This window comes from Nonomuraea sp. NPDC049624, assembly GCF_040675255.1.
GTDB lineage: Bacteria > Actinomycetota > Actinomycetes > Streptosporangiales > Streptosporangiaceae > Nonomuraea.
In genome coordinates, this window is record NZ_JBFAOR010000024.1 from 24,485 (window position 1) to 39,387 (window position 14,903).

Annotated in this window: 16 protein-coding genes; 8 read left to right on the plus strand and 8 right to left on the minus strand. The window is 73.4% G+C overall.

The window, feature by feature from the left end:
- Together AB0J76_RS48065 and AB0J76_RS48070 are read left to right on the plus strand one after the other, a co-directional pair.
- Positions 1-2,910 carry an AAA family ATPase gene (locus tag AB0J76_RS48065; RefSeq protein ID WP_352327930.1) on the plus strand — a complete coding sequence of 970 codons (2,910 nt, stop codon included), beginning with the start codon at positions 1-3 and terminating at the stop codon, positions 2,908-2,910.
- A gap of 71 nt (positions 2,911-2,981) precedes the next feature.
- Positions 2,982-3,200 (plus strand): cold shock domain-containing protein, encoded by a 219-nt coding sequence (locus AB0J76_RS48070; protein WP_352327931.1) that lies wholly within the window; start codon positions 2,982-2,984, stop codon positions 3,198-3,200.
- Here AB0J76_RS48070 and AB0J76_RS48075 read toward each other — a convergent pair.
- The 3 genes from AB0J76_RS48075 to AB0J76_RS48085 all read right to left on the minus strand — a co-directional run bounded on the left by AB0J76_RS48075 (position 3,170) and on the right by AB0J76_RS48085 (position 4,934).
- On the minus strand, positions 3,170-3,715 hold the full coding sequence (locus AB0J76_RS48075) for a nucleoside deaminase (RefSeq protein WP_352327932.1): 546 nt from the start codon (positions 3,713-3,715) through the stop codon (positions 3,170-3,172). The two genes, AB0J76_RS48070 and AB0J76_RS48075, sit on opposite strands and share 31 nt — an antisense overlap.
- A gap of 109 nt (positions 3,716-3,824) precedes the next feature.
- A complete protein-coding gene (gene cynS, locus AB0J76_RS48080) occupies positions 3,825-4,295 on the minus strand; it encodes a cyanase (RefSeq protein WP_352327933.1) in 471 nt (156 codons plus the stop codon).
- 51 nt (positions 4,296-4,346) lie between these two features.
- On the minus strand, positions 4,347-4,934 hold the full coding sequence (locus tag AB0J76_RS48085) for a carbonic anhydrase (protein ID WP_352327934.1): 588 nt from the start codon (positions 4,932-4,934) through the stop codon (positions 4,347-4,349).
- Positions 4,935-5,057: 123 nt separating this feature from the next.
- Between AB0J76_RS48085 and cynR the strand changes: the two genes are divergently transcribed.
- On the plus strand, positions 5,058-5,966 hold the full coding sequence (cynR, locus tag AB0J76_RS48090) for a transcriptional regulator CynR (RefSeq protein WP_352327935.1): 909 nt from the start codon (positions 5,058-5,060) through the stop codon (positions 5,964-5,966).
- Positions 5,967-6,044: 78 nt separating this feature from the next.
- Here the strand turns inward: cynR and AB0J76_RS48095 are convergent, their stop codons facing one another.
- Positions 6,045-6,203 (minus strand): hypothetical protein, encoded by a 159-nt coding sequence (locus tag AB0J76_RS48095; RefSeq protein ID WP_352327936.1) that lies wholly within the window; start codon positions 6,201-6,203, stop codon positions 6,045-6,047.
- A 145-nt stretch (positions 6,204-6,348) separates the two neighbouring features.
- On the opposite strand from AB0J76_RS48095, the gene AB0J76_RS48100 reads away from it, so the two are divergent.
- From AB0J76_RS48100 to AB0J76_RS48115, 4 genes are all read left to right on the plus strand, one after another.
- Positions 6,349-9,024 carry a tetratricopeptide repeat protein gene (locus tag AB0J76_RS48100; protein ID WP_364394109.1) on the plus strand — a complete coding sequence of 892 codons (2,676 nt, stop codon included), beginning with the start codon at positions 6,349-6,351 and terminating at the stop codon, positions 9,022-9,024.
- 143 nt (positions 9,025-9,167) lie between these two features.
- A complete protein-coding gene (locus AB0J76_RS48105; protein ID WP_352331471.1) occupies positions 9,168-9,476 on the plus strand; it encodes a hypothetical protein in 309 nt (102 codons plus the stop codon).
- A 237-nt stretch (positions 9,477-9,713) separates the two neighbouring features.
- A complete protein-coding gene (locus AB0J76_RS48110; RefSeq protein WP_352331281.1) occupies positions 9,714-10,409 on the plus strand; it encodes a hypothetical protein in 696 nt (231 codons plus the stop codon).
- Entirely contained in the window at positions 10,406-11,290 is an 885-nt protein-coding gene (locus AB0J76_RS48115; protein WP_352331282.1) for a LysR family transcriptional regulator, read from the plus strand. The genes AB0J76_RS48110 and AB0J76_RS48115 overlap by 4 nt, the downstream gene beginning before the upstream one ends.
- A gap of 167 nt (positions 11,291-11,457) precedes the next feature.
- Here AB0J76_RS48115 and AB0J76_RS48120 read toward each other — a convergent pair whose 3' ends face one another.
- A complete protein-coding gene (locus tag AB0J76_RS48120; RefSeq protein ID WP_352331095.1) occupies positions 11,458-11,853 on the minus strand; it encodes an alpha/beta hydrolase in 396 nt (131 codons plus the stop codon).
- On the opposite strand from AB0J76_RS48120, the gene AB0J76_RS48125 reads away from it, so the two are divergent.
- Positions 11,854-12,072, plus strand: a complete 219-nt coding sequence (locus tag AB0J76_RS48125) for a hypothetical protein (protein WP_352331093.1) — start codon at positions 11,854-11,856, stop codon at positions 12,070-12,072.
- Between the two features lie 40 nt (positions 12,073-12,112).
- Here the strand turns inward: AB0J76_RS48125 and dmpG are convergent, their stop codons facing one another.
- The 3 genes from dmpG to AB0J76_RS48140 are packed head-to-tail and all read right to left on the minus strand — an operon-like array spanning position 12,113 to position 14,903.
- Complete coding sequence (gene dmpG / locus AB0J76_RS48130; protein WP_352331091.1) at positions 12,113-13,138, minus strand: 4-hydroxy-2-oxovalerate aldolase; 1,026 nt, start codon at positions 13,136-13,138, stop codon at positions 12,113-12,115.
- Positions 13,135-14,082, minus strand: coding sequence for an acetaldehyde dehydrogenase (acetylating) (locus AB0J76_RS48135; protein WP_364394116.1), 948 nt, complete (start codon positions 14,080-14,082; stop codon positions 13,135-13,137). Before AB0J76_RS48135 ends, dmpG begins: the two co-directional genes overlap by 4 nt.
- Complete coding sequence (locus AB0J76_RS48140; protein WP_352331450.1) at positions 14,079-14,903, minus strand: fumarylacetoacetate hydrolase family protein; 825 nt, start codon at positions 14,901-14,903, stop codon at positions 14,079-14,081. Before AB0J76_RS48140 ends, AB0J76_RS48135 begins: the two co-directional genes overlap by 4 nt.

Genomic DNA, 14,903 nt, shown 5'->3' on the forward strand with positions numbered 1-14,903 from the left:
GTGAAGTTCCTGCGGTCGTTGGCGGTGCCCGCTAGCGCGTTCGCGTTCTACCTGCTGTTCAGCGGCGAATGGCGCAACCTGGGGACGTGGGTCGGCACGGCGGTCACCTGGCTCCTCGGCGTGCCGTGGGCGCTGGTGCTGGCGGTGAGCCTTCCGCTGATCTTCGTCGGGCTGGCGATCAGGATGCTGGCCGGCGGCCTGCAACAACTCGCCGCCAACCAGCCCAAACAGGGGCAGACCCTCGGCCGGCCGGCGGAGAAGCCGGACGAGCGCTTCGACCGGCTCGGCGGCCTCGACGAGGTGAAGGCGCAGCTCGAACCGGTCGTGGCCTGGCTGCGCAAACCGCACGGCAAGCTGGGCGCGGACGTGCCGCGCGCGGTGCTCATCACCGGGCCGTCCGGGTGTGGCAAGACCGTGCTCGCCCGGGCCGTCGCCGGTGAGGCGAACGTCCGCCTGTACGCCTACTCGGGCGCCGAGTTCCACGAGATCCTCATCGGCATGGGCTCCAGCCGGATGCGGCAGGCCTTCCAGGAGGCGAGCAGGAGCGCCGGGAGCGGCAGCCCGGTCGTCGTCTTCATCGACCAGATCGACCTGATCGCCGTCGAGCGCAGCAGCGAGCCCAGCTCCGGCGTCGGCGGCGAGTCCGAGGCCCACCGCACGATGGCGCAGCTGATGACGGCCATGGACGACCTCGGCGCCAACGGCAGGGTCTACGTCATCGCGGCCACCAGCAGGCCCCGGGTGATCGACCGGGCGCTGTTCGCCCCCGCCCGCTTCGGCCTGCGCATCGACCTGGAGCCGCCGGACGAGGCGCAGCGCGCCGACATCCTGCGGCTGCTGCTGGCCGAGCACGACCTCACCGCGGCCGTGGACCTCAAGGCCATCGCCGCGGGGGTCGCCGGGTTCACCGGCGCCGAGCTGCGGCAGCTCGTCCAGTGGGCGGCGGCCGCCGCGGGCGCCCGCGCGTCCGCCCGGCTGACGCTGGACGACTTCATCGACGCCAAGACGCGCATCCTGCCGCGCGTGGACCTGCGCGACCCACCCGACATCGTGCGGCACCTGGACAGCAGGATCGAGGGCCAGCGCACCGCCAAGGAGCGGCTGTCCGTCGCGGTCAGCAACCACTACCTGCGACTGACGATGGCCAACCGGTTCGAGGCGCCGCCGGTGGCCATCCGCAAGGCGAACGTGATGATGCTCGGCCCGACGGGCACCGGCAAGACGATGCTGGTCGAGACCATCGCCCGCCTGCTCGACGTGCCGTTCGTCATCACCAACGCGACCGTGCTGAGCAGCACCGGCTACGGCGGGACGACGGTGGAGAAGATGCTCTACCGGCTGCTGATCGCCAGCTCCTTCAATCTGCGCCGGGCGGAGTACGGCATCGTCTGCGTCGACGAGTTCGACAAGCTCGCCCTCGGGCACGGCGAACGCAGCCGAGCCTCCAGCGGGGCCGTGCAGCAGGAGCTGCTCAAGCTCGTCGAGGGGTCGGTGGTGGACGTCCCCAAGGGCGGCTCGGAGCTGTCGGCCAATCTCGACTTCTACCAGTTCGACACCAAGAACGTGCTCTTCGTGTGCCTGGGCGCCTTCAACGGACTGGCCGAGCACGTGGCCCGCAGGCTCAGCCTGCCCGAGAACGCCCTGGGCGACCGGGCCGCGCTCATGGACCACATCCTGCCCGAGGACGTCATCGAGTACGGCTTCCTGCCCGAGCTGGTCGGCCGCTTCCCGGTGATCACCGCGACGCTCCCCCTCGGCCACGCCGAGCTCGTCAGGATCCTGCAGAACGAGCACAACGGCCTCACCCACGAGTACGCCGGACTGCTGGCCTTGCAGGGCAGGAACGGCACGGTCTTCACCCAGGACGGCGTCGAGCGCGTCGCCGAGGAGGCGCTGCTGCGCGGCGTCGGGGCGCGCGGGCTGCGCGGCGTCCTGGAGAACGCGCTGGCCGCCACGATGTTCGAGCGGCCCGAGCCCGGCGCGCCGCCGCTGATCGTCGACGCGGCGCTGGTGGGCAGGGGACTGAACGCCGCCGCCCTGGCCTCCCCGTCCGCCGGCGGCCGCCCGCTGACGCCGCACCAGGTGGCGAGGAAGCTCGGCGACCTGCTGCCGGGGGCCGTCCGCGCCAGGGAGACCCTGGCGGTGGTCAGCAGCAGGCACTACGGCTCCCCCGGCGGCGACGCCGCCCGCCAGTGCGTCGTCCTGGTCGACCCGCGCACCGGCCAGCGCACCGCCCTGGTCAGGGCGCTGGCCGAGGTCTGGGACGTCCCGTGGGCGGTGCTGGACGGCTCCGCGCTGACCGCGGGCGACGCGGAGGCGGTCAACGAGGGCGGCGGGCAGCCGTGGTGGGCGACGGAGATCGTCGAGGAGCTGGTCTCCCGCTCCTCAGGCCGGCCGGCGGCGATCCACCGGGGCGTCGTGCTGGTGGACGCCGTCGACGTTCTGCTCGCCGGGCGCTCGGGGCGGGCGCTGACGGGCGTGATCAGGCCCCTCGTCGAGGGCCGTCCGCTGCCCGGCGGCTTCCCCACCGACCGGCTGATGGTGGTGCTCGCGGGCACCTTCCCGCCGCCCGGACAGGACGACGGCGGCGCCGACGCCGCCGACGCCGCCGAGGTGGCCGAGGAGGTCAGGGCGCACTACCCGATGCCCGCCTGGCTCGCCGACCGCGCGGTGCTCGCGGTCACCGACCTGACGCACGACCATGAGGGACTGCTCGACTTCATCCGCCGCCAGGACCACGAGATCCGCCGCAAGTACCAGCCCATCCTCGACTCGCGGCACCAGGTCGTCCCGGTGAGCGCCGAACTGCACGAGAACCTGGCCCGCCGCGCCCAGCGGGAGGGCTGGCGACTGGCCGACATCCCCGCCCACCTGGAAAGCGCCCTGCTACGCAACCTCGGCGAACCGTAGCCCGCCCGAACGTCCCTGAGCCGTTTCGAAACCCGGTGGCCGTTCCGAAGACGGACAGCGAGAATACGATCATGACTAGAGGCACGGTGAAGTTCTTTCTCCTTGAGAAGGGTTGGGGAGCGATCTCCTCCCCCGACCTTCCGGCAGATCGTGATGCGTTTGTGCACTTCAGCGATATCGCGGCGAGTGGGTATCGCGTTCTGGAGGCAGGTGACGAGGTCGAGTTCGACGTCGTCAAGCGGTCGCAGGACAGCTTCGATTACGTGGCCGAGAACGTCCGCAAGCTGTAGAGGAGCATCCTGGGCCTATGCGGGGGTGGCGCGCCCGCGACGCGGCGTTCGCCGCCGTTGCGCTCCTGCCAGAACCGGTACACCTCGACGGCGTCCGCGCGCGGCTCGTGGCGCATCGGCAGCCGGCGCTGCTGCCAGGGCTTGGCGAACTCGTCGTAGAAGGTGCCCAGCTCGAAGTACTTGCGGTCGTCCACGTAGTGGGGCTCGTAGGCGTCGCGGGTGGTGAGGAAGACGACCTCGGCCGGGGAGCAGTAGTACAGCGCGCCCAGGCACATCGGGCAGGGGTGGGCCAGCACGTAGATGGTGGCGTCGGTCAGGTGCTCGGTGCCGAGCCTGGTGCAGGCCTCGCGGATGGCGAGGATCTCCGCGTGGGCGGTCGGGTCGCCGGTCTGGGCGACCTTGTTGGCGCTCTCGGCCAGGAGCTCGCCGTCCCTGACGATGACGGTCGCGAACGGGCGGCCGCCCTCGGCGACGTTCTGGCGGGCGAGGTCGATGGTGCGCTGGACGAAGTCCATGAAGGTCCTCCGGAAGTGGCCGGGCGGGCCGCCGTCGGGGCGGCCTCGCGGGGACGGGAGACGGGCCCGGGACCGGGCCCGTGCAAAGGGATCGGTCGGGACGGCTCGGTCAGAAGGGCTTGGTCGGCAGGTACTTGCCGTCCAGGGTGATGACGGCACGCTCGCCGCCCTCGGGGTCGGCCACCTTCTTCACGTCGAGCCGGAAGTTGATCGCGGAGATGATGCCGTCGCCGAACTGCTCGTGGATCAGGGCCTTGAGGGTCGTCCCGTAGACCTGGAGCATCTCGTAGAAGCGGTACATGGTCGGGTCGGTCGGGATGCGGTCCGGCATCGAGCCGCGGATCGGGATGGTCTGCAGCAGCGAAGCCGCGTCCTCGCCCAGGTCCAGCAGCTCGGCCACGGCCCGGGCGGAGCTCTCCGGCAGCGGGTGCTGGCCGAGGACGGCGGCGGTGGTGAAGGCCACCGACAGGCCGGCGGCGTCGGCGATCTGCTGCCAGGACAGGTCCTTGCGGGTCTTGGCCTCGACGGCGGCGGCGGCCAGGGCCTGGCGGGCGGTGGGGTCGAACTGTGCGTGCACCATGTGTCGGTACGTCCTTGTCTTCAGGTTGGATGCGGGCTTCCAGCAGCCGGGTCAGGCCGTGCGCGCGGCGCCTACGGCGGTCAGGTCCTCCACGCGGCCGGTCGGGATGTCGTAGACCCAGCCGTGCAGGGCGACCTTCCCCGCCGCCAGCGCGCGGGCGACCGAGGGGTGGGTGGCCAGGTTCGCCAGCTGGGCGAGCACGTTCTGCCGCACCAGGGCCGGCACGTCACCGTGGGCGGCGGTGCGGGCCCGGGAGGCGTCCGCGTGCCGCAGCCAGGCGGCGACGGTCGGGGCGCCGCTGAGGTCGTGCCCCTCGGCGAGCGCGGTCATCGCGCCGCACGCCGAGTGGCCGCAGACGACGACGTCCCGCACCCCCAGGGCGGCGACCGCGTACTCGATGCTCGCGGCCACCCCGTCGGCTTCGGGACGGTAGGCGGGCACCAGGTTGCCGGCGGTGCGGATGACGAACAGGTCACCCGGCTCGGTGCCGGTGATCAGCTCGGGGACGACGCGGGCGTCGGAGCAGCCGATGAACAGCGTGTGCGGTGTGTGCTGGGTGGCCAGACGGGCGAAGAGCTCCGCCTTGGCCGGGAAGACGTCCCGCTGGAAGCGGGCGACGCCCTCGGCGAGGTCCTGCATGGTCACTCCCTTCGGCGATGGCCGGCCCTTGCGGGCTGCTGTCATCCAGCATGCCTGACCTGGTCCTATAGCGTCCAAGAGGCGTTCCGCCTGGTATTCATTGGCCTCATCTATAGTTTGTCCATGGCCGCTCTCGAACTGCGTCACCTGCGCTACCTGCTCGCCGTGGCCGAACACGGCAACTTCACCCGCGCGGCCGAGGAGCTGCACATCTCGCAGCCCACGCTCTCCCAGCAGATCAGGCAGCTGGAGCGGACCGTGGGCGTGCAACTGCTGGACCGCACCGGCCGCGCGGTACGGCTCACCGACGCCGGAGCCGTCTACACCGACCACGCCCGGCGCGCGCTTCGCGACCTGGCCGCCGCCGAGCGCGCCGTGCACGACGTCCAGGATCTCTCCCGCGGTCACCTGCGGCTGGGCGTCACCCCGACCTTCACCGCCTACCTGGTCGGCCCGCTCACCGCCGAGCTGCACGTGCGCCACCCGGCCGTCGACCTCACTCTGACGGAGATGACCCAGGACCGCATGGAAGCGGCCCTGCTCGCCGACGACCTCGACCTCGGCATCGCCTTCGCCGGCCCGCACCTGCCCGGCGTCATCCCCACCGCGCTGTTCACCGAGACCCTCAGCCTCGTCACCGGCACCCCGCACCCCCGGACGCCGACCGCTCCCCTACCGGTGCGCGCGCTCAAGGACGAGCGGCTCGCCCTGCTCAGCGGCGACTTCGCCACCCGGGGCCACATCGACGCCTACTTCGCCCGCCACCGGGCCGCTCCCCGCATCGCGGTCGAGGCCAACTCCATCCAGGCGCTCACCGAGATCGTGCGCCGCACCACGCTGGCGACCGTCCTGCCCGACGCCATCACCCACGGGCACCCGCACCTCACGCCCGTCCCCCTCGACCCGCCGTTGCCCAGCCGCACCGTCACCCTGCTGCACCGCGAGGGCGCCTACCGCAGCGCCGCCGCCCGCGCCTTCACCGAGCTCACCGGGGACTTCGTCCGCTCCGCCGGCTACACCCCGCCCGCGTGAACCCCGGCGCGCAGCGCACCGGCGTCGGCCACAAGCCCGACACATGCCCGGTCCCCGCACCGGGGCTGGACGCCCGGCTCAGCGGTGAGTGATCCACCAGAACAGCAGGCCGACGAGGCCGCCGCCGGCGGCCTCCGCAGCCCCGCGGGCCAGGGCGACGGCGAGGGTGCGGCGGAGGCGGGCGGAACGGCGTCGCGACGCGGAGGGGGCGCGGCGGGGTGCTCGGTTGTCGGTCATGCCGACCATGACACCGGGGCCGGCGGCGAGGGTGAAGATATGCCGGACAGGTCCGGATTCGCGGGATTAAGCTGCTGGTGGCGGTGATCCGGAGCGGTCCGTCCCGGATCCGGAAGGGCGGTCCTCGCTGGGCGGAGAGGCGGACGTGGTGGCGGATTCACCGTTCCGGCCGCAGGGGTCGGGCTCACGGGTCCTGGCCGAGCTGGCGCGGCTGTGGGACCAGGCCCGCGTCCACAATCCCGGCCGGGTGACGCAGAAGGAGCTCGCCCGGGTCTCGGGGGTGCCGCACACGACGGTGAACGGATGGGCGACCGGGACCGCCGAGCCGCGGAATCTGGACCAGCTCGTCCAGGTCGGCGCGACTTTGGCCGCATGGGCGGACGAGCCCCGCCCGTCGGCGCGGGACTGGGATCGGCTGATGGCCGCCGACCGTGCCCGCCCGGCTCCCGCCCCGGCCGGGAACGGCCCAGTCGGGATCGCCCCGGCCGGGAACGGCCCGCCTCCGCCCGCGCCCGCGGAGCGGGTTCGGGTGGGCGTGATCCCGCAGCCCGCCGACTGCTTCCAGGACCGGCAGGTGGCCGAGCTTGTGGAGGCGGCGGCCGGCGAGCGCGGGACGCCCGCCCAGGTGCTGGCGGGGACGGGCGGGGTGGGCAAGACCCAGCTGGCCGCCGCCCACGCCCGTCGCGCCTGGCGGCAGGGGGTGCAGGTGCTGGTGTGGGTGGAGGCCGCCACCCGCGACGGCATCGTGTCCGCCTACGCCCGCGCCGCGGCGCGCCTGGGCCTGTCACCGGCCGGCCTGGACGATCCCGACCAGGCGGCGCGGGAGTTCCTGGTCTGGGCCGAGACCACCGGCCGGTCCTGGCTGGTGGTGTTGGACGACGTGCGGCGTCCCAAGGATCTGGCCGGCCTGTGGCCGCCGTCGGCGGTTTCGGCGGCGGGCGGACGGGTGCTGGTCACCACCCGGCTGCGGGAGGCGGCCCTGGCCGGGGCGGACCGGCGTACGGTCGGCGTCGGCGCCTTCACCCCGGCCGAGGCCCGCTCCTACCTGAGGGCCAAGCTCGGCGACGACGTCCCGGTCGCCGACCTGGACGACCTGGCCGCCGACCTGGGGTTCCTGCCGCTGGCGCTGGCCCAGGCGGCGGCCTACGCCGCCAACGCGGCCATCGGCTGCGCCGAGTACCGGCGACGGCTGGCCACGAGGTTGCTGGACCATGCCGTGCCCGGCGAGGACCACCTGCCCGACGGTCATCGCCGGATCGTCACGGCCACCTGGGAGCTGTCGATCGACGAGGCGGGCCGGGCCGCGCCCGCCGGGCTCGCCCGCCCGCTGCTGTGCCTGACCAGCGTCCTGGACGCGGCCGGCATCCCGCAGGCGGTGCTGACCAGCCCGCCCGCCCTGGCGTACCTGACCGGCCACCTGCCCGCCCAGGCGGCCCGCGGCGGTGGCGGCGTGGACGAGGTGATCGTGGACGAGGTACTGCGGGTGCTGCACCGGCACAGCCTGCTCGACCACGACCGCACCGCAGCCCACCGCGAGATCCGCGTCCACCGGCTCGTGCAGCGCGCCACCCGCGAGAACCTCATCGCCCGGCCCGAGCTCGGCCCCCGCCTGTTCGCCGAAGTCGCCGGCGCCGCCGCCGACGCCCTGCTACGCGTCTGGCCGCCGGTCGAACGCGACCGGCTCGGCGAGATCCTGCGCGCCAACACCGCCGCCTTGCACCAGGCCGCCGGAACCGTCCTGTGCAATCCCGGCGCCGGCGCCCATCCTGTGCTGTTCCAGGCCGCCGCCAGCCTCGGTCACGCCGGACGGGTCAGCGCCGCCGTCGCCGCCTCCGCCGGCCTGCACGCCACCTGCCTGCGCGACCTCGGCCCCGACCACCCCGACACCCTGGCCATCCGCGGCAACGTGGCGGGATGGCGGGGGCGGGCAGGGGACGTGGCGGGCGCGGCCGCCGCGCTCGCCGAACTCCTGACCGACATGGAACGCGTCCTGGGCCCCGACCACCCCGCCACCCTGGCCACCCGCACCAACCTGGCGGGCTCGCGGGGCCAGGCGGGGGACGTGGCGGGCGCGGCCGCCGCCTTCGCCGAACTCCTGACCGACATGGAACGCGTCCTGGGCCCCGACCACCCCGACACTCTCGCCGCCCGCCACAACGTGGCGTCCGCGCGGCGCGAGGCGGGGGACGTGGCGGGCGCGGCCGCCGCGTTCGAGGAGTTGCTGGCCGATCGCTCGCGACTGCTGGGCCCCGACCACCCCGACACTCTGGCCACCCGCAGCCACGTGGCCTTCTTTCGGGGTGACGCGGGGGACGTGGCGGGCGCGGCCGCCACGTTCGCCGAACTCCTGACCGACATGGAGCGGGTGCTGGGCCCCGACCACCCAGAAACCCTCGCCACCCGCGCCAACCTGGCCGGATGGCGGGGCCAGGCAGGGGACACGGCCGGCGCGGCCGCCGCCTTCGCCGAACTCCTGACCGACATGGAACGCGTCCTGGGCCCCGACCACCCCGCCACCCTGGCGGCCCGCGCTCACCTGGCGTCGTTCAGGGGCCAGGCGGGGGACGTGGCGGATGCGTACGCCGCGTTGGAGGAGCTGCTGGCCGATCGCCTGAAGGTGCTGGGCCCCGATCACCCCAGCATCCTCACCACCCGCAGAAACCTGGCGAGATGGCGAGGCGAGGCGGGAGACGCCGCTGGTGCGGCCGGCGCCTACGAGCGGTTGCTGACCGATCTCCTGCGGGTGCTGGGCCCCGGCCATCCCTACACCGTGGCCGCCCGCGAAGAGCTGGCGTACTGGCGAGAGGCCAGCCGGCGGTAGGAACGCACGGGTCCCGCCACCTGGCCAGACCCTTTTCCGGCTCGATTCCTGTGCCCGCGGGGCCAAGCATTCCTGGCCTCGACACTTTTCGTGTCGAATCGAATACTGAGCGTGACAGACTCCTCGGACGGAAGGATCCCCCCATGCCCACCGCCCGCATCGCCGCCGGTCAGACCACCCCCGGACAGGGCTGGCAGGCTTACGGCTCCAACGGCATCTACATCGACGTCGACACCAGCTCCGCGCACTTCACCGGGCGTCCCGTCTACGTCACCTCCGTCAGCAGCACGGGCGGCAACCAGTGGAACCTGGTCGGCCCGAGCGCGGTCTACGACGCCACCGCCACCAAGTTCCGCGTCTACGTGCAGTGGCGTGACGCGTCGGCGCTGTCCCCGGGCACCGCCCAGCAGTTCGGCTGGTACATCCAGTGGATCGGTTACGACAACCCCTGACCCGCGGCTCGCACGGCCGGCCGGCGCCCGGACGGGCCCGGCCGGCCTCGCCATGAGGGGCAGGGGGCTCGCCGCCGAGGACTTCGCCGTGCTCGATCGATGGTTTCGAGCTCTGTGAGCCATCGAGGAGATCGTCGAAGCTGGCGTCCCGTCGCGTGGTGAGCATGAGTGATCGCTCATGGCGGGGGCGTGGTTCGGCATTGGCGCTCGTGGCCGGGCCGTCGCATAGTGAGGGCCATGCACAGATCCCTGCGCGTCGCGGTCATCGGCGACCGCGACCCGGCGTTTCCGCCGCACCTGGCCACCGACGACGCGTTGCGCCATGCCGCCGCGCACCTCGGCATCACGGTGGACGTGCGCTGGCTCGCCACCGAACCGCTGGAGTCCGACCTGGCCGAGGTCAAGGCCGCCGACGTGTTGTGGTGTGCGCCCGGCAGCCCGTACCGCAGCCTGAGCGGCGCGCTGGCCGCGCTCCGGCACGGCCGCGAGCACGGCGTCCCCACGTTGGGGACGTGCGGCGGCTGCCAGCACATGGTCATCGAGTACGCACGCCGCGTGCTCGGCTACGAGGACGCCCAGCACGCCGAATACGACCCGTACGCCTCGACCTTGTTCGTGTCGGAGCTGACCTGCTCGCTGGCGGGCAGGACCATGCCCGTGACTCTGGCTTCCGGTTCCCGGGTGGCCGCGCTGTACGGGCGGACCGAGGTCGAGGAGGAGTACTACTGCAACTTCGGCCTCGCCCCCGGCCGGCAAGCAGTCCTGCACGACGGCGGCTTCCTGGTCACCGGCGTGGACGGCGACGGGGAGGCCCGGGTGCTGGAGATCCCCGGGCATCCGTACTACGTGGCGACGCTGTTCGTGCCGCAGGCGCGCTCGCGTCCCGAGGAGCCGCACCCCTTGGTGGCCGGGCTGCTGCGTGCGGCGCTGTGACGTTCACCCAGCTCAGGATCCTGCAGGCGGTCGCGCGGGCCGGCAACATGACCAGGGCCGCGGAGGAGCTGGCCACCACCCAGTCCGCCGTCAGTCACGCGTTGCGCGCGCTGGAGAGCGAGCTCGGGGTGGCGCTGCTGGTACGAGGCAGCCAGGGAGTGCGCCTGACCGCGGCCGGGCGGGCCGTGTGCCGCCGCGCGACGCTCATCCTCACCCAGGCGGAGGCGCTGGAACAGGAGGTGGCCGCGATCCGCGGGCAGGAGCGCGGCAGCCTGCGCGTCGGCGTCATCCCCAGCGCCAACGCCCGGCTGCTGCCGCCCCTTCTGCGCCGATTCGCCGAAGCGCATCCGCGGGTGCGGCTCGCGGTCATGGAGGGCTCGGACGACGAGGTCCTGGAGTGGCTCGCGACCGGGGCAGCCGACATCGCCACCGTGTCGGCCGCGGTCAGCGAGGTCCCGCGTCCCGCCGAGGCGGTGGCGCGGCCGCTGGCCGTCGACCGGATGTTGGCCGTTCTGCCCAGCGGGCATGAGCTGAGCGTCCGGCATTCGCTGCCGGTGGCCGAGCTGGCGCGGCACCCGTTCATCATGTCCACGGGCGGGTGCGAGCCGCTGATCACGGCGATCGCGCGGGCGGCGGGGGTGAGCCTGAAGTGTCACTACCGGGTGCGTGACACCAGCAGCATCCTCGCCATGGTCGCCGAAGGGCTCGGGCTGAGCGTCGTCCCCGAGCTGTCGCTGCCCGCCCGCCTCGCCGGCGTGCACGCGATCCCGCTGGAGCCCGCCGCCGAGCGGACCGTCCTGCTCGCCCTGCCCGCGGACCCGCTCCCCGCAGCCGTCGCCTTCGCCGAACTGGCCACCGCCCACCATGCGGCGCGCCCGTGACTCCACGGCAGCCGGTGAACGGCACCAGCGGTCGGCGCGGCGTGCGTACGGCCTGACGGCGAGCGGAACGGGGACGGGATCGGCCGGGCCCCCGGCGCGCGTCTTTCGCCGTCGCCGGGCGATCGGCGGTCCTGGGCGCGGGCGGGCAGGCGCCCGCGCCCCGGGGGTCAGTTGTTCGCGATGAAGTCGGTGACCAGCCGGTTGAACTCGTCGGCGTGCTCGATCATCGCCCAGTGCCCGCAGCGGTTGAGCAGCACCAGGCGGCTGTCCGGGATGTTGGCCAGCAGGTACAGGGAGGTCTCGAACGACACGACGCGGTCGTCGCGGCCGTGGATGAGCAGGGTCGGCGCCTGGATCTTCGGCAGCAGCTCGGGCTTGACCCACTTGGGCAGCGGGGCGCCCTTCGGCAGGCCGTCCACGTAGTTGCGCAGGTGGGCGGGGCGGGCGAGCGCGGCGTCCGAACGGGCCTGGCACAGCTCATCACCGTCCACTACGGCGCCGACGTCACGGGCGCGCGGACCGTCACCGACGTCCGCGGCGAGGGCCGCGACCTCATGCGGCACATGATCCGCTCGTCGTTCGCCGGCGAGGGCGAGGAGACCGCGGACGCGGTCGCGGACGCCCTCGCCCACTTCGGCATGGCCGGATTCGACGGCGCCTTCGTCTCGCTTCAGTCCGGGGACGGCAAGCCGATCGCGGAGTTCATGGAGCAGCTCGCCGACGCCCTGGTGGCGATCGGCGAGTCGCTGATCGCCGGCCGCCGGGGCGCGCCCGGCGGCTGACGGTCAGGCGGACTGCTGCTCGCGCCCGGCGGCCTGACGGTCAGGCGGACTGCTGCTCGCGCCCGGCGGCGAGCGTGAGGGCGATGTCGACGATCATGTCCTCCTGGCCGCCGACCAGCCGGCGGCGGCCGCACTCCATGAGGATGCCGCGCACGTCGACGCCGTACCGCGCGGCGGCGGCCTCCGCGTGCCGCAGGAACGACGAGTAGACGCCGGCGTATCCCAGGGTCAGCGTCTCCCGGTCGACCCGCACCGGACGGTCCTGCAGCGGGCGGACGATGTCGTCCGCGGCGTCCTGGAGCTGGAACAGGTCGCACCGGTGCTCGAAGCCCGACAGGTCGGCGACCGCGACGAACGCCTCCAGCGGGCAGTTGCCCGCGCCCGCCCCGTGACCGGCCAGCGACGCGTCCACCCGGTAGACGCCGTTCTCGACCGCGACGACGGAGTTGGCGACCGACAGCGAGAGGTTCTCGTGGGCGTGGATGCCGATCTCGGTCCCGTCGTCGAGCACGTCGCGGTACGCGCGGACCCGCGCGGCCACGTCGTTCATGGTGAGCCGGCCGCCGGAGTCGGTGACGTAGACGCAGTGCGCGCCGTAGGACTCCATGAGCTTGGCCTGCCGGGCCAGCTCCTCGGGCGGGGCCATGTGGGAGAGCATCAGGAAGCCGGACACGTCCATGCCGATCTCGCGGGCCGCGGCGATGTGCTGGGCGGAGATGTCGGCCTCGGTGCAGTGCGTGGCGACCCGGACGGACCGCACGCCGAGGTCGTAGGCGCGCTTCAGCTCGTGGACGGTGCCGACGCCGGGCAGCAGCAGCGTGGTCAGGCGGGCGTTCTCCAGCACCGACGCCGCCGCCTCGATCCACGCCCAGTCCGTGTGCGAGCCGGGACCGTAGTTGAGCGACCCGCCGGCCAGGCCGTCGCCGTGCGCGACCTCGATCGCGTCGACGCCGGCCCGGTCCAGCGCCGTGACGATGCGCTTGACGTCCTCCAGGCCGATGCGGTGGCGGACGGCGTGCATGCCGTCGCGCAGGGTGACGTCCTGGACGAAGATCGGGGTGGTCATCGAAGGCCCGCCTTCCGTGCGGCGATGCGTTCCGCGACCCGCAGGCCGGCGGAGGTCATGATGTCGAGGTTGCCGGCGTAGGCCGGGAGGTAGTGCGCGGCGCCCTCGACCTCGAGGAAGACCGACACCTGGTGGGTGGGCCGCGCCGCGCCGGCGGCCAGCAGCGTCTCCACCGGCTGGTCGGCGGGCACCTCGGTGATCTGCACCTGCTGCTTGAGCCGGTAGCCGGGGACGTAGGCGGCGACGTCGGCGACCATCTTCTCGACCGACCGGCGGATCTCGTCGTGGACGGCCGGGTCCGGCGCCGCGACGAGGCACAGGACGGTGTCCCGCATGATCAGCGGCGGGTCGGCGGGGTTGAGGATGATGATCGCCTTGCCGCGGCGCGCCCCGCCGATCTGCTCGATGGCGGCCGAGGTGGTCTCGGTGAACTCGTCGATGTTGGCCCGGGTGCCCGGCCCGGCCGACTTCGAGGCGATGGACGCGACGATCTCGGCGTACTCGACGGGCGCCACCCGGCTGACGGCGGCGACGATCGGGATCGTGGCCTGGCCGCCGCAGGTGACCATGTTCACGTCGGGCGCGTCGAGATGCTCGTCGAGGTTGACGGCGGGGACGACGTAGGGGCCGATCGCCGCCGGGGTCAGGTCGATCAGCCGCTTGCCGAGCGGGAGCAGCCTGGCGGCGTTCACCTCGTGCGCCTTGGCCGAGGTGGCGTCGAAGACGATCCCGATCTCGTCGAAGTCCGGCAGCCCGATCAGGCCGTCGACGCCCTCGGACGTCGTCGGGACGCCCATCCGGGCGGCGCGGGCCAGACCGTCGGACGCCGGGTCGATGCCGACCATGGCGCCCATCTCCAGGTGCCGCGAGCCGCGCAACACCTTGATCATCAGGTCGGTGCCGATGTTGCCCGAGCCGATGATCGCGACCTTCGTCCTGCTCATGCTGCTGCTCCTTCGGTGAAGCGGACCGTCACCGTGCCGAGGCCGGACAGGGTGGCGGTGACGGTGTCGCCGGCGGCGACCGGCCGCATCGGGCCGAGCGCGCCGGACAGGACGACCTGGCCCGCGCGCAGCGGCTCGCCGAGGTCACGGGCCATGCGGGCCAGCCACACGACCGCCTCGATCGGGTCGCCCAGGCAGGCCGCGCCGGTGCCGGTGGAGACCTCCTGGCCGCCGATGCTCATCGACATCGCGACCTCCACCGGGTCGAACTCGCCGAGGGTGCGGCGTTCCGTCCCGAGGACGTAGGCGCCCGCGGAGGCGTTGTCGGCGACCGTGTCGCCGAAGGAGATGTCCCACCCGGCGATCCGGCTGCCGCAGATCTCCAGCGCGGCGACGGCGTACTCGATCGCGGCGCGGACCTGGGGGGCGTCGAGCGGGCCCTCGTCCAGGTCGGCGCCGAGCACGAACGCGATCTCCGCCTCGGCCCGCGGCTGGAGGATCCGCGTGACCGGGATCGCGTCGCCGTCGGCGTAGGCCATGTCCTCGAACAGCACGCCCAGGTCGGGCTGGTCGACGCCGAGCTGGCGTTGCACCGCCTCCGACGTCAGGCCGATCTTGCGTCCGGTGACGCGCGCGCCGGCGGCCAGCCGGGAGGCGGTCAGCGCGGCCTGGACGGCGTACGCGGCGGCCAGGTCGTCGCGGCCGATCAGGTCCCGCACGGGGGCGCACGGCACGCCGGACGCGGCGGCGCCGGCCAGCCGCCCGGCCGCCGCGGCGATGTCGGACGGGCTCGCGGCGGCGGGCCCGTTGGTTTCGTTCAT

What these genes read in the sequence shown, in the direction of transcription:
- cynS (WP_352327933.1), bottom strand. Translation starts at nt 4,295, where the DNA reads ATGGTGCACGCACAGTTCGACCCCACCGCCCGCCAGGCCCTGGCCGCC.
- AB0J76_RS48140 (WP_352331450.1), bottom strand. Translation starts at nt 14,903, where the DNA reads ATGAACGAAACCAACGGGCCCGCCGCCGCGAGCCCGTCCGACATCGCC.
- AB0J76_RS48085 (WP_352327934.1), bottom strand. Translation starts at nt 4,934, where the DNA reads ATGCAGGACCTCGCCGAGGGCGTCGCCCGCTTCCAGCGGGACGTCTTC.
- AB0J76_RS48110 (WP_352331281.1), top strand. Translation starts at nt 9,714, where the DNA reads ATGCACAGATCCCTGCGCGTCGCGGTCATCGGCGACCGCGACCCGGCG.
- AB0J76_RS48135 (WP_364394116.1), bottom strand. Translation starts at nt 14,082, where the DNA reads ATGAGCAGGACGAAGGTCGCGATCATCGGCTCGGGCAACATCGGCACC.
- AB0J76_RS48095 (WP_352327936.1), bottom strand. Translation starts at nt 6,203, where the DNA reads ATGACCGACAACCGAGCACCCCGCCGCGCCCCCTCCGCGTCGCGACGC.
- AB0J76_RS48070 (WP_352327931.1), top strand. Translation starts at nt 2,982, where the DNA reads ATGACTAGAGGCACGGTGAAGTTCTTTCTCCTTGAGAAGGGTTGGGGA.
- AB0J76_RS48125 (WP_352331093.1), top strand. Translation starts at nt 11,854, where the DNA reads ATGATCCGCTCGTCGTTCGCCGGCGAGGGCGAGGAGACCGCGGACGCG.
- AB0J76_RS48075 (WP_352327932.1), bottom strand. Translation starts at nt 3,715, where the DNA reads ATGGACTTCGTCCAGCGCACCATCGACCTCGCCCGCCAGAACGTCGCC.
- dmpG (WP_352331091.1), bottom strand. Translation starts at nt 13,138, where the DNA reads ATGACCACCCCGATCTTCGTCCAGGACGTCACCCTGCGCGACGGCATG.
- AB0J76_RS48105 (WP_352331471.1), top strand. Translation starts at nt 9,168, where the DNA reads ATGCCCACCGCCCGCATCGCCGCCGGTCAGACCACCCCCGGACAGGGC.
- cynR (WP_352327935.1), top strand. Translation starts at nt 5,058, where the DNA reads ATGGCCGCTCTCGAACTGCGTCACCTGCGCTACCTGCTCGCCGTGGCC.